The sequence below is a fragment of the Acinetobacter sp. NS-4 genome (assembly GCF_037402435.1).
Lineage (GTDB): Bacteria > Pseudomonadota > Gammaproteobacteria > Pseudomonadales > Moraxellaceae > Acinetobacter.
In genome coordinates, this window is the sequence record NZ_JBBEUE010000001.1 from 125,709 (window position 1) to 138,593 (window position 12,885).

The 12,885-nt window shown below is 40.1% G+C and carries 13 protein-coding genes; 4 read left to right on the plus strand and 9 right to left on the minus strand.

What is annotated here, in order from left to right; all coding sequences use genetic code 11:
- Positions 1–4: 4 nt before the first annotated feature.
- The 7 genes from WAE57_RS00600 to WAE57_RS00630 all read right to left on the minus strand — a co-directional run bounded on the left by WAE57_RS00600 (position 5) and on the right by WAE57_RS00630 (position 5,396).
- A complete protein-coding gene (locus WAE57_RS00600) occupies positions 5–490 on the minus strand; it encodes an NUDIX hydrolase (RefSeq protein WP_337707576.1) in 486 nt (161 codons plus the stop codon).
- Between the two features lie 342 nt (positions 491–832).
- The gene (locus WAE57_RS00605; RefSeq protein WP_337707577.1) at positions 833–1,384 is read right to left on the minus strand and encodes a hypothetical protein; all 552 of its coding nucleotides are present in this window, start codon (positions 1,382–1,384) and stop codon (positions 833–835) included.
- A gap of 281 nt (positions 1,385–1,665) precedes the next feature.
- Positions 1,666–2,430, minus strand: coding sequence for a DUF4262 domain-containing protein (locus WAE57_RS00610; RefSeq protein WP_337707578.1), 765 nt, complete (start codon positions 2,428–2,430; stop codon positions 1,666–1,668).
- Positions 2,431–2,504: 74 nt separating this feature from the next.
- Positions 2,505–3,035 carry a gamma carbonic anhydrase family protein gene (locus tag WAE57_RS00615; protein WP_237788429.1) on the minus strand — a complete coding sequence of 177 codons (531 nt, stop codon included), beginning with the start codon at positions 3,033–3,035 and terminating at the stop codon, positions 2,505–2,507.
- 97 nt (positions 3,036–3,132) lie between these two features.
- Complete coding sequence (dacC, locus tag WAE57_RS00620) at positions 3,133–4,281, minus strand: D-alanyl-D-alanine carboxypeptidase PBP5/6 (protein WP_337707579.1); 1,149 nt, start codon at positions 4,279–4,281, stop codon at positions 3,133–3,135.
- 118 nt (positions 4,282–4,399) lie between these two features.
- A complete protein-coding gene (locus tag WAE57_RS00625; protein ID WP_237788443.1) occupies positions 4,400–4,735 on the minus strand; it encodes a hypothetical protein in 336 nt (111 codons plus the stop codon).
- A 283-nt stretch (positions 4,736–5,018) separates the two neighbouring features.
- Positions 5,019–5,396: a hypothetical protein gene (locus WAE57_RS00630; RefSeq protein WP_237788427.1), complete on the minus strand. Its 378-nt coding sequence runs from the start codon at positions 5,394–5,396 to the stop codon at positions 5,019–5,021.
- 110 nt (positions 5,397–5,506) lie between these two features.
- Here WAE57_RS00630 and surE point away from each other — a divergent pair, with 110 nt between their 5' ends.
- The 3 genes from surE to WAE57_RS00645 all read left to right on the plus strand — a co-directional run bounded on the left by surE (position 5,507) and on the right by WAE57_RS00645 (position 8,226).
- Complete coding sequence (gene surE / locus WAE57_RS00635) at positions 5,507–6,277, plus strand: 5'/3'-nucleotidase SurE (RefSeq protein ID WP_237788426.1); 771 nt, start codon at positions 5,507–5,509, stop codon at positions 6,275–6,277.
- Positions 6,278–6,392: 115 nt separating this feature from the next.
- Complete coding sequence (locus WAE57_RS00640) at positions 6,393–7,202, plus strand: peptidoglycan DD-metalloendopeptidase family protein (protein WP_337707580.1); 810 nt, start codon at positions 6,393–6,395, stop codon at positions 7,200–7,202.
- 94 nt (positions 7,203–7,296) lie between these two features.
- A complete protein-coding gene (locus WAE57_RS00645) occupies positions 7,297–8,226 on the plus strand; it encodes a LysR family transcriptional regulator (protein WP_337707581.1) in 930 nt (309 codons plus the stop codon).
- 55 nt (positions 8,227–8,281) lie between these two features.
- Here the strand turns inward: WAE57_RS00645 and WAE57_RS00650 are convergent, their stop codons facing one another.
- Positions 8,282–9,493 (minus strand): aspartate aminotransferase family protein, encoded by a 1,212-nt coding sequence (locus WAE57_RS00650; protein ID WP_337707582.1) that lies wholly within the window; start codon positions 9,491–9,493, stop codon positions 8,282–8,284.
- Positions 9,494–9,656: 163 nt separating this feature from the next.
- Here WAE57_RS00650 and grxD point away from each other — a divergent pair, with 163 nt between their 5' ends.
- Positions 9,657–9,998: a Grx4 family monothiol glutaredoxin gene (grxD, locus tag WAE57_RS00655; RefSeq protein ID WP_337707583.1), complete on the plus strand. Its 342-nt coding sequence runs from the start codon at positions 9,657–9,659 to the stop codon at positions 9,996–9,998.
- Positions 9,999–10,066: 68 nt separating this feature from the next.
- Here grxD and WAE57_RS00660 read toward each other — a convergent pair whose 3' ends face one another.
- The gene (locus WAE57_RS00660; RefSeq protein ID WP_337707584.1) at positions 10,067–12,718 is read right to left on the minus strand and encodes an ATP-binding protein; all 2,652 of its coding nucleotides are present in this window, start codon (positions 12,716–12,718) and stop codon (positions 10,067–10,069) included.
- Positions 12,719–12,885 lie beyond the last annotated feature (167 nt).

A 12,885-nucleotide genomic window follows, 5' to 3' on the forward strand; every position in this document is an offset into this window, starting at 1 on the left:
AGGATTAAGCATCCAAAGTTGTAAATAGGGGAGAATTTTGGTGCTCATAAACGAGCGATAAAGGATATTTTTGACCAGATAGGGCATCTTCGACGGCTTTAATGACCAAGGGACTGCGTGCACGACCAGTTTCGAGCAATTCACCCAGCGTCATCCATTGTGGGCCGACAATGCCTTTGTCCAGTCCAGCTTCTGGAAAGTATTCCAGTACATGTGCTAAAAAGCAAAATCTAAAATAGGTGCGGTCTGGAAACATGGGCGGGGTATAGGTATAGATGCCAAGCAGGGAATCTACTGCTATGGCATGTCCTGTTTCTTCCATGGTTTCACGAATAGCCGCTTGAATGAGGGTTTCCCCACACTCGACATGACCCGCAGGCTGATTGAACACGGTATGTGTTACGCCTTCCGTATATTCTTCAACAAAAAGGAATTTACCGTTTTTTTCGACAACGGTGGCTACGGTAACGTGAGCTGTCCAAGCGGTCATTGAAAAGCACCAAGGAATAAAAGGGCTATTCTACAAAATTTAGGGCGTGGTGGCTATGCGGTAGGAGTTTTTCTTTGATTGTTTAAAAAAATGTTTATGACTTTATATTGCTGTTAAAAAATTATAATTATTGAATTTTAATTCTATTGGCTCAAACGTTATTAATATGAGCTTATCAAAATTGTGGAACAGTGCTTAAATAATGAGCGTGGAACATGATAAATCATTAAAAAAGCCCAGATCGGTAGATCTGGGCTTTTTATTACACGTTAAGAATATGATTTAAAAGGAATAAAAAAATAGGATTTCGTATAAGGTGTATTATGTTAATTTTATAAATACTTAATAGCGATACTTATCTCTCGCCTGTCTTAGTAATTCACTTTTAATCGTGTCATATGTTTCTACTAAAGCTACATGTTTTTCATGAAACTCATAAAAATCAGCTATCACTTGATCATCTGGACTAAAATACGTGGTAGTAAAGGTCGTATCATCATTAATACAATAATAAAGCATTTCATCATTTTGATTGTAATATAGACCTTTTGAAAAAGGTTTTTCTTTCGATGATGGTTTATAGATCATCCAGCTTATTTTTTTAAATTCACCATTTATGCTTTTATAATCAGTACAACCAGATCTTTTATCTGATCTTTGATTTGCATCAGTATGAAACACATCTCTGTACGCAATAGCCTCATAATTATTTCCTATGAATAAAACAAATTGAGAAGTGCCTTTTGATTCACTAAATTCGTTCATGTCATCCAAAATTAAATTATTGTCTTGGTCATAATAAGATTCTCGAATTAGTTTGCCTTTAGAATCTTTAAAACATATATATTTTAAAGGATCTTCTTGAGTTGCTTCGCAAATTTGTACTGTTATCATAATTATTACATCGCATAATCAGGTTTTGTAGGTGCAGGTATTTTTTCCATATAGCCACTTTAGCTGTTTCAGGACAACCAGCAAAAAGAGCATCAATAATCTTTTGATTTAATAGTTATCTCTTTATTTAACATAAAATCTCTTATACGAAATTTAAGTGTAAGCCCCAAATAGAAATGTCCGGTTTCTCCAAAGTAAAAATGTCCGCTTTTAGAATATGTACTTTTCCTTTTTCGTCAATGGACTGGCTTTCTTGAGGATACTGTTTTTTAAAAACTTACTTAGTCATCCTCCAATTCAGTAATCACCCATTCATCACCGATAAATTTCCGATCAGCCGCTTGGCCATATTGCAGATCAAACATTTCATTCAAAGTCGGATCTCGATCAATCAAATGCTTTAAGCCAATCAGCTTATAATCATCATCAACTAAAGGTTCTTCAGTTAAAAATTGCCAATCGCCATTTTTTTCATGAAGCACTGTTAATATTGGCTGTTGTGACTCAATCCATTGTCTTGTTGTGAATATACCTAGATTGGTGGGCTCCCGAAATTTAAAATTCATATTACGGTCGAGTAAAGGTTGATCATATAAAAATTCTGCTTGAAAACCCGCTTCCCATGGAAACTTATCGTTGCGATCTGTCCATATCAGTTGAAGTGCAGGGAATTCGCCATTTGTATAATAACTTTGAGCAATCCCAAAATAATTATTCATATTTTCAGCATCAACTTTAATAAATTGACAGCGACTATCTTTAAAAAAGATATCTGAATATTCATGCTCTAATTGAATCACTTCACCGCTTTGAATCACTTCAGCAATGTGATTGAGGATGGTGTGACAGAGTTTTGCAGACAAGCCGAAACAAATAATTTCAGGATGCTCATAACTTTGGTAAAGACCAATGCTATAGCTAAAAGGTGGTGAATAATCAGTGTGATCAATCGACATCACCTGCAAGCCGAATTTTTCGATATTTATTTTTGTTCGCTTTAATAATTCACTTCGATCAGGGCATTGATGATCTTCTGTATATTGCATAGGAATTCATTATTGATATTTTTAACATCCTAAAATACAGAAGATTCAATCGAGGGACAAACCTGATTTTGGGATTATTTATAATTCCCAGAAACCTTCACATAATTCTGTGCTGAATAGGGCAAAAACGCCATTTCCTTTTCAGTCAGAGGACGGGCTTTTTTCGCAGGACTACCAACATACAACCAGCCACTTTCCAGAACTTTTCCGGGTGGAACAAGCGTACCTGCACCAATCATCACATCATCTGGAATTACGACATCATCCAGAATAATGCTGTTGATGCCGATCAAAACACGGTTGCCAATAGTACAACCATGTAAAGTTACATGATGGCCAATGGTGACATCCTCGCCAATAATCAGTGGCGAGCCTTCGGGTTTATCCGCCTTTTTATGGCTGACATGTAGCATGGCATGATCCTGAACATTGGAGTTCTTGCCAATACGGATATGATTCACATCGCCACGAATCACGGCAAAAGGCCATACCGAAACATTTTCCGCTAAACTGACTTCACCAATCACTATGGACATCTCATCAACGTAGCAAGTGGCATCAATTTTAGGATGCTGATTTAAATAAGGGCGAATGTTCTTTTTCATATCGGGTATGCAGTGCTCAAGGTTTGTAGGAATTATAAAATAAAAAAGCATCCAAACCGAGGTAGGGATGCTTTGGTCTAATTTAAAAAAACTAAACTTAGAACAAGTTAGCGAAGAATTGTTTAATGTGGTCGATCATTTTTGCAAAGAAACCCGCTTCTTCAACGGCCTGAAGGGCAACAAGTGGTTTTTCAGCAATCACTTTACCATTTAAAGTGGCAACATATTTACCGACCACTTGACCTTTTTTAAGTGGTGCAGTCAGTTTAGGTTGTACAACCAATTGAGTTTTAATGGCATTGGCTTCGCCTTTAGGCATGGTCACGTTAAAGTTTTCAGGTAGGCCAATTTGAACATCATTACTTTTACCGTACCAAACTTTTGATTTAGCCAAAACCTGGTTTGCAGGTTGAACTTTTACGGTTTCAAAGCTTGCATAACCCCAAGCTAAAAGTTCACGTGTTTGTGATGCACGCTCGTTCATACTTGGTGCACCAAAAATCACTGAAATTAAACGCATTGGACCACGTTTAGCTGAAGTCGTTAAGCAATAACCGGCTTCTTCAGTATGACCTGTTTTTAAACCATCCACACTTGGGTCGGTATAAAGTAATGCATTACGGTTACCTTGCTTAATACCGTTAAAAGTGAATTCTTTTTCAGAATAGATTGGATAGTACTTTGAGCTGTCATGAATGATATGTTGCGCAAGAGTCGCCATATCTTTAGCAGTAGAGTAGTGACCTTCAGCAGGCATACCTGTTGCATTGATAAAGCTGGTATTGGTCATGCCAATACGTTTTGCTTCTTCATTCATCATGTGGGCAAAAGTGCCTTCATTGCCGGCAATATGTTCTGCCATGGCTTTAGATGCATCATTACCCGACTGAATGATAATTCCGCGTAGCATTTCCAAGGCTGTTGCAGTGCCGTTCAGTGGTACATACATACATGATTCTGTACTGCTACCACGACACCACGCAGATTCGTTCATACGAACTTTTTCATTTTCAGTGAGATCGCCACTCAATAACTTTTGTTCGACGAGGTAACTGGTCATCATCTTGGTCATTGAAGCAGGAGCAAGTTTTTCATTTTCATTTTTTGATGCGAGGATTTGCCCTGTCTCATAATCCATTAAAACATAAGATTTATTATTGAGTTCTGGTGGTGCAGATAAGACAGTTGCTGCGTATGTGAAGCTCGGCAATAGTAATAATGCAGCAAGGGCGCTTTTGTGGGTCATTCTGGGTGGTTCCAATATCTTAATAATAAGCACAAAGAGCTTTGCATTTTAGGACAAAGCAAAGCTGACTTCTATGGGGGAAATCAGCTTATTTCAAAAGTATTGTAACCAATTTGTGTTATTTGCTATATGTGGTGAGTTCCTGGCAAATTTCCAGGTTTTTTGCGTCTCCCGCTTTTTTCGCATCTGTGCGTGCTTCAGTTAAAATAGACTTAAATTTTTTCTCTTTACTGAGTTTGGCCAGGCTGGAAACTGCATTTTTTTCTGCCGGTAAATATTCTTGGGCCAGCTTTGCATAACCTTGTTCAAATTTAGCCTGATCTTTCACTAATCCTGGGCATACTTCTGAAAGTACATAAATAGCTGCCAGTTCCTGCTGGGTGACTTTTTGTAGCGGAGTAACTTCAATATTTTCATCTTTTTGCGTGGCTGCATGGGTCACAGAAAGTGTCATGAGTACAGTAGTGAATAGACCGAAACAAGCAGATTTGAATAGAGATAATTTCATTGAAACAGACCTAAATTATTTATAAACATCACAATAAAAATAAGCTTAACCATATTTTTGGTAATTGTAAGTACACAAATGTATTGAAGCTGTTGAAAATGATGCTAATCCTCAAAAACTTGCAGATAAGAAAGGATTAAAAAAGCATAAAGAACAGTCTTCTTTATGCCTATCATCATTATAAGATACTTCTTAATATTTTAAGTATCTTATATAAAGTCAGAGCGATTTATTCAGGCTGATAAGCCAGGACTTCTTCGCAAACCGATTTTTGTTCATCATTACTGGTTTCTTTTGCAGCCTGACGGGCCTCATTCAGTACAGATTTATATTCTGAATCTGCCTGAATTTTATCAAAAGTCATCGATTTGTCTGAATAATCTTGCAGATAAGACTGAATCAAGAGCTGAATTTTTTGATCAAATTTTGCATTTTTCCCTATAATTGCCGGGCATACTTCAGTCATCACTTGAGTTGAAGCAAGATCTTCTTTCACAATCGTATTGGCTTCTTCCTGAGATAAGCCTTCATTGGCTAAAACAGTGGAAGATAACAATGCCGCAATGCCGAACCCTAATAAGCCACGAAATGATAAAGTTTTAATCATTTTAAAGTCACACTTTTTGAATAAATGTTGAGCGTCAAATATATATAATTTTCTATATAATTCAATCAAATGTTGTGATTAGTCATTTTTAACCATTACGAGATATTTAAGTGAATATATTAATTGCCAATGATGATGGTGTTTTTGCTCCCGGGCTTCAGGCATTGGCTCAAGCCTTGGCTCCCCTTGGTCGTGTGGTTATTGTTGCTCCTGAAAGTGAACGCAGTGGTTTTTCCAGTGCCCTTACTTTAGACCGTCCCTTACGACCGATTCAGATTGCAGCCGATGTTTGGGCAGTCAATGGAACACCTGCAGATTGTGTCTATCTGTCCATGAATGGTTTATTCGATTTTGAATTTGATCTGGTGGTCAGCGGAATTAATAGCGGGGCAAATCTGGGCGATGATGTGCTTTATTCAGGAACTGTCGGCGCAGCATTTGAGGGGCGGCTAATGAAACAGCCTGCCATTGCTGTATCTATGGCTGGGCCAAATGTACGTTCTTATGACAGTCCGAACGATTATGCAGTCGCAGCACAATGGGTGCATGATTTTATTGCTCAGGGTTTGCCAGCGTTACCACCACGCCATATTTTTAATGTGAATATTCCAGATATATCTGAATTGCAAGGTTCAAAAATTACTTATCAGGGACGTCGTAGTCAATCTAAGCCCATCACTAGTCATGTAGACCCACGTGGACGTCAAGTGTACTGGATTGGCCTGTCAGGTGAGGCTGTGGCTGAACCTAAAAAGGGTTTAACTGAAATAGAGTCGGACTTTTTTGCTGTGGCAAATGGTTATGTCAGTATTACTCCGATTCAAATGGATGCCACAAATTATGAGATTTTGCACACATTACATGCACAGTTTTCTAAATAGTGCCGAATAGTGTTATAACTTTGTGAAAAAGCAGAATTGAACATATTTTTCAGGTACTTTTTTGCTAATCTTAACGTAAATCAATAAATACATTTATGTGTAAAGAGGAAGATTAATGCACTTGGTGTCACAATATCGCTTATTTGCTGCGCCTACAGCATTGTTGAAGACCATTGTGTTGTCTACAGCTGTTGTTTCAATTGCTATTTTGAGTGGCTGTGCGTCAAAACCGCAAATTCAAAATGCAACACGTTATATGACTGCACCGGATTACTATACGGTTCGTTCGGGGGATACCTTAAGCGGGATCGCTGCACGTTATGGTTTAAGTTATCTTAGCGTTGCCGGGATGAACGATATAGATGTCCCGTACCGTATTTATGTCGGGCAATCTTTACGTTTAAAAAATTCCGGATCACGCCGTACCACAACAACACAAGCCGTGGCACAAGCTGCACCTATTCAGCGTCAAACAGTTCAACTGCCGACTACACCGGCTAAAACCACTGCTCCAGTAACCACCACGACTGCACCTGTGGCATCCTCTAAGGTTTCTGCCTTGCGCTGGGTAAAACCAAGTAATGGGGCAGTCATTGCAAACTTTAATGTTGCTGCAAATGTGAAGGGTATTCGCTATAGCGGTAATACTGGCGATGCAATTTTTGCTGCTGCGGATGGGCAAGTGGTGTATGCAGCAGATGGTTTGAAAGAATATGGTAATTTAATTCTGATCAAACATATCGATGGTTACATTACTGCTTATGCTCATAATAGCAAAATGAATGTGAGTAGCGGTCAGAATGTGACAGCAGGACAGAAAATTGCTGAAATGGGTTCAACAGGCACCAATCGCACCATGCTCGAGTTTCAGGTACGCCTAAATGGCAAACCAATCAATCCGACTAATGTTTTACCAATAAATTAAATTTTTCAAATACAAAAAATAAATTTCACCGTATAATACAATGAGTTGCTTTTATCAAAAAGATAAGAGCACTCATAAGTTCAGAGGGAAATTTATGTTAGATCAACTTCGAGCAATGGGTGTATTTGCTTGTGTTGTTGAAAAAAGCTCGTTTAGCGGTGCTGCACGTGAGTTAGGAATCACCACCAGTGCCGTGAGTCAGCAAATTCGTTCATTAGAAAATGAAATGGAAGTTACACTTCTACATCGATCTACTAGAAAATTAAGTCTGACTGAAGCTGGACAAGCTTTTTTCCACAGCTGTCAAGAAATGCTTGCCGCTGCTGAGCGTGGGAAAATCCGTATCAACGAGTTGCGTGATGACTTGGTGGGGGATTTACGCATTGCCACAACCCCGGAACTTGGTGCTAATCATGTGATTCCTGCATTGTCTCACTGGATGCAGGCACATCGTCGGCTCGCTGTACATATAGAAGCACATAATCAATACACCGATTTAATCGAGGGTCGTATTGATATTGCCTTACACATGAGTCCAAAAATCGAAGATCATAATTTGAATGTCGTGCCACTGGCTCTGGTGGAGCAGGTTTTAGTGGCGTCACCGAGTTATTTGAATCAGTCTGCGCCTGTGTCAAGACCTGAAGATCTAAACCATCATGATCTGATTCCGGTCAATATTATGAAAAATTATCAGCATTTTTCATTTCAACACGCAGGGCTGGGCGAAACAGTAAATCTGGAAATGAAATCACGTTTCAGTACCAATAACGTTTTGGTTGCGAAATCTTTATGTTTGCAAGGGCATGGTATTGCACGAATTTTATATCTGGATGCAAAAAAAGACTTAGTCAATGGCTCTCTGATGGAAGTTTTACCCGAGTGGAAACTATCTCATTTCACTTTATATGCCGTCACGGCAAAAAAAGATCAGCAACCAACGCAAGTTCATCGTTGTTTGGATGCCTTAAAACAATACTTCAGCCAATTACCGGGTGGAAGAATTTATCAAGTAGCTTTATAACATGAGCGAATAAAAAAGCCGCATAGAGCGGCTTTTTTATTCGGGATTAAAATAATTAAGCTAAATAAGCCTTGATCATTTTAACCAAACGCTCAATCAATTGATCAGCCTGTTGTTGGCTAATGTTGAGTGGCGGTAATAAACGGATTACAGAACCTGCAGTCACATTGATAATTAAATGATATTCATCACGTGCCACATTGACCAATTCGCCACACGCTTTTGGCAACTCAATACCAATCATCAGACCAAAACCACGAACGCTAACGTTTCGATCAGCCAGTTGCTGGGTTAACTGCTCAACGATATAACTTCCCATTTTTGCGGCATTTTCAACCAGATTTTCTTTTTGAATGGTATCAATAACCGTATAAACCACACGTGAACCCAGGGCAGTACCACTATAAGTTGAACCATGGTTGCCGGCAGTTAAAACACCAACGCCACGGCCTTGAGTCATCACGGCACCAATCGGGAAGCCATTACCTAAACCTTTGGCAGTGGTGAGTACATCTGGAACAATATTGGTATGTTGGTAAGCAAAGTATTTACCGGTACGGCCATTACCTGTTTGAACTTCGTCCAGCATCATCAACCAGTTATGTTGATTACAGATTTGACGAATGTCTTCAAGATAGCTAAAGCCTTGAGGTGCAGTATTTACACCACCTTCACCCTGAATTGGTTCAACCAGAATTGCCACGATGTCTGGGTGGTTGATGGCAGCTTCTTCAATCGCTTCAATGTCGCCAAATGGCACACGAATAAAACCTTCTACCAAAGGTGCAAAACCTTCCTGAACTTTTTTGTTACCGGTCGCGGAAAGAGTCGCCAGGGTACGGCCATGGAAAGAATGATCTGCGACAATGATTTTTGGGGTCTTAATACCTTGCATATGGCCAAATTTACGGGCAATTTTAATTGCACCTTCATTTGATTCTGCACCACTATTCGAGAAGAAAATTTCTTCCATGCCGGAAACTTCAGCAAGTTTTTGTGCAGCAGCTATTTGCCAAGGCACTTCAAAAATGTTGCTGGTATGAATCAGGGTAGCTGCCTGTTCGGCAATCGCTTCAGTCACCGCTGGGTGTGAATGACCCAAACCACATACAGCAATCCCTGTTAATGCATCTAGGTATTCAGTACCATCTTCAGTATAAAGATAAGAACCTCGTCCTCGGACAAAGCTGATCGGCTGACGGCCAAATACTGGCATCAAATGAGATGGTTGATCAGTTTGCACAGGAGCAAGGGTAATATTATTCATGACTAACTCTTATCTGTTAGGAGGAAAAAATAAAAGTTTATATAAGCAAAATCCAGGGCAGATTAAAAGCCCAAATGTAAATAAAAATGGAATTATTGCTTTAGACATACTGTTTCCTCCAGTTTTGGGTATAATGCGAGGCAGATTAGTTGAGGATTTATCAATGACTGAACAAGCACGCGATACTGAAGCGTTAATTCGTGACCAAATTGCTAAACATGCAGTGTTACTTTACATGAAAGGTACACCACAATTTCCACAATGTGGTTTCTCTGCACGTGCGGTAGAAGCTCTCAGTCAAATTGGTCGTCCATTTGCTTATGTAAACATTTTGGAAAATCCAGATATTCGTGCAACTTTACCGAAAATTGCAAATTGGCCTACATTCCCACAATTGTGGATCAATGGCGAATTAATCGGTGGTAGCGATATCATGCTCGATATGTTCCAAAAAGGTGAGTTAAAACCTTTGGTAGAACAGTACAGCCCAGCGCCTGAAGCTTAATTCAGTGTGATGATGTTGTATGAAAAAAAGCGCCTTGAAGGGGCGCTTTTTTTATGTCTCAGAAAATGTCAGACATCTTCGGGGTTGCTGTCTTGATTATGCGCTACAGCTTCAACGGATGTTGCTGTTTCAGCTTCATTAGAAGTTGTCTCAGTTACCGCTTCAGCTTTGGCCTTTTTTTTGTCTTTCTTCTTTTTTTTCTTTTTCTTTGGTTCTTCTTCAAGTTCGGCACCATCTTCCAGCGCCTGCCAATATTCTAATTGTTCCATGACTGCCGCAAAGATAGAACCTTTACTGTAACGACCTTTTTTATTCAGTGTCCCCACAGGACGTGCCATTAACAGTTCAAGAGCCTGGTCAATGGTTGCAATGGCATGAATATGGAACTGACCTTTGGCTACCGCTTCAATCACATCATGGCGTAACATCAGGTGTTCCATATTTTGGCGTGGAATAATCACCCCTTGTTTTCCAGTCAAGCCTTGTAACTTGCAGGCATCATAGAAACCTTCAATTTTGGCATTGACCCCGCCAATCGGTTGAACCTGACCCAATTGGTTCATGGAGCCGGTAATGGCCCAGGACTGGTCAATAGGTAACTGGCTAATCGCAGAAATAAGCGCAGAAAGTTCAGCTACGGTTGCACTGTCACCATCGATTTGGCCATAACTTTGTTCAAAGGCGAGGGCAGCCGAGAAATGCAGCATTTGTTCGCGGCCAAAGTGAGCTTTCAGGAAGCTCGACATCAGTAATACGCCTTTGGCATGCAATGAGCCGCCCAATTCGACACTACGTTCGATATCCAGAATATCACCGCCGCCCTGATACACCGATGCCGTTAAACGTGAAGGTAAGCCAAATTCAACATCGGCATATTGAATTACCGACAGGGCATTGATCTGACCTAAACGGTGACCTTTGGTCTCGATTAACTGTGTGCCACGGGTTAAATCTTGCCAGTACAATTCACGTAAATAACCTAAACGATATTTGCGATGATCAAGCGCGGTATTGATATGCTTTTCTGAAACGGATTTATCACCGGCTTGGGCGGCATGATGATGCGCTTCCCGGATTAGATCACCCAAAGTGAGGGCATGTAATGACAAGGAACTTTGGTCTTCAGCCTGGCGGCTTGAATCGGTAAGTAATGCAGCCAGCGCAGAGCGGTCAAAAGGCAATAGTTTATCGGCCTGAACATAGTCCGCAATCAATTGCATATAGGCTTGTTCATTAATGTCATTACGTTGTAATGTGTCGGTGAAATCGGCGCGAATTTTAAACACGCTGCCGAGTTCAGGTTCCAGTTCTAAAATTTCATAATAAATTTCAGGTTCTGCAAGCAAAATCACTTTAATATTTAATGGAATCGCCTGTGGTTCTATAGAGATGCTGCCGGTTAAGGTCAGCATATGTTCCAGCGAGGACAGCTTTAATTTTCCAGATTTCAATGCACGTTTTAAACCTTGCCATGCATAAGGCTGTTCCAGCAGTTGTTCAGCTTCGAGTATCAGAAAACCGCCATTGGCTCTATGCAGTGAACCCGGACGAATCAGGGTAAAGTCAGTGGTGATGGTGCCATTTTGGGTAAGCTGTTCCACATGACCCAATAAGTTGTAGTGGGTAGGGAAATCTTCAAAAATGACTGGTGCACCGCTATTCGGCTTATAGGTAACAATGATATTGGCTTGATAGCGTGAGGGCACACGGCTGAAGCTTCCTGGAGAAAAGTCATCTTCTTCTTGCTCAAGAATAATTTCTACATTATTGATAATATCTTCAGCATAATATTGCAGATATTCAGTCAGTCCATCGACATCGGGATATTTGTTCTGAATTACGTCAATGCGCGGCATCACTACCTGTTTGGCAATGTCACGGTTCAAGTGTTGCACCTGATCCCGTGCATCATCTTCCAAATCACCTAAATGTAGACCCAAACGCTCCAGTTTTTTATTCATGTAGCGAATGTTGGAGGCAATTTCTGCGCGCTGTTTGCTATTTAGGGCATTAATGTCTTCTTTAGACATTTCCTGATATTCATTGTCTTTCAGATGAACCGGTACGAAGCAGTGCTCGTCATCTTGTGAAATCAGTTTTAAATCAAAATCTGCACCTTCTTTGGTCAGTTTGACCAAGGCCGTTTGTTGTTCATCGCCAGTTTGCTCGCGAATCATTTCAATACGGTTGTGATAGGTTTCAGCAGTAAAGCGTCGTTCCAGCTGTTTTAAAATGGTTTGCCAGGTTTGATGTAGCAAAGCCTGAAATTTAGGGCCTTGTCCCGCAGGAAGTTCAAGTGCAATTGGCTGACGGGGAAACTTGAAATTATTGACATAGACCCAGTCATTTGGCGTTTGCATAGTCTTGGCATGCTGTTGCAGCAAACGCTTGATCATGGTGCGTTTACCTAAGCCTGCCGTACCTACTGCAAAAATATTATAGCCTGAGTAAGGCAAGGCGATACCGGCCTCAACAGAGGCACGTGCGCGGTCTTGCCCAAGAAAGTCATTGAGCGGTTTTATTCTTCGTGTTGACGCAGGAATTTTTTCAAGATTAGGCGTGTGCGTCAGTTGCTTGGGTTTAAGCTGGGTTTTGGTCAGGGTGTTTTGAATTTCCGGTTGATCGAATGCTGAAATTAAGCTGCTTTGTATAGGGGCTGGTTGATTTACTGTAATGGTTGCAGATAATGTGGAATTCATTTGATCGAGTTTTTGGGGCACTGTTTAAATCCAAAACTAAAATATTGCAATAGAGATTTAAAGGTATACAGGTTTAGTTGAAAAATTCAAGCAGGCAGCTCGTTTTTATCGATAAAATAAAATAATGATTTCATAATTATTGTTGAAACTGAACCTATTAAGCGTTTGAATAGCAGCATTCAGTTTTG

What these genes read in the sequence shown, in the direction of transcription:
- WAE57_RS00600 (WP_337707576.1), bottom strand. Translation starts at nt 490, where the DNA reads ATGACCGCTTGGACAGCTCACGTTACCGTAGCCACCGTTGTCGAAAAA.
- dacC (WP_337707579.1), bottom strand. Translation starts at nt 4,281, where the DNA reads ATGACCCACAAAAGCGCCCTTGCTGCATTATTACTATTGCCGAGCTTC.
- WAE57_RS00615 (WP_237788429.1), bottom strand. Translation starts at nt 3,035, where the DNA reads ATGAAAAAGAACATTCGCCCTTATTTAAATCAGCATCCTAAAATTGAT.
- WAE57_RS00610 (WP_337707578.1), bottom strand. Translation starts at nt 2,430, where the DNA reads ATGCAATATACAGAAGATCATCAATGCCCTGATCGAAGTGAATTATTA.
- WAE57_RS00605 (WP_337707577.1), bottom strand. Translation starts at nt 1,384, where the DNA reads ATGATAACAGTACAAATTTGCGAAGCAACTCAAGAAGATCCTTTAAAA.
- grxD (WP_337707583.1), top strand. Translation starts at nt 9,657, where the DNA reads ATGACTGAACAAGCACGCGATACTGAAGCGTTAATTCGTGACCAAATT.
- WAE57_RS00645 (WP_337707581.1), top strand. Translation starts at nt 7,297, where the DNA reads ATGTTAGATCAACTTCGAGCAATGGGTGTATTTGCTTGTGTTGTTGAA.
- WAE57_RS00630 (WP_237788427.1), bottom strand. Translation starts at nt 5,396, where the DNA reads ATGATTAAAACTTTATCATTTCGTGGCTTATTAGGGTTCGGCATTGCG.
- WAE57_RS00650 (WP_337707582.1), bottom strand. Translation starts at nt 9,493, where the DNA reads ATGAATAATATTACCCTTGCTCCTGTGCAAACTGATCAACCATCTCAT.
- WAE57_RS00625 (WP_237788443.1), bottom strand. Translation starts at nt 4,735, where the DNA reads ATGACACTTTCTGTGACCCATGCAGCCACGCAAAAAGATGAAAATATT.
- WAE57_RS00640 (WP_337707580.1), top strand. Translation starts at nt 6,393, where the DNA reads ATGCACTTGGTGTCACAATATCGCTTATTTGCTGCGCCTACAGCATTG.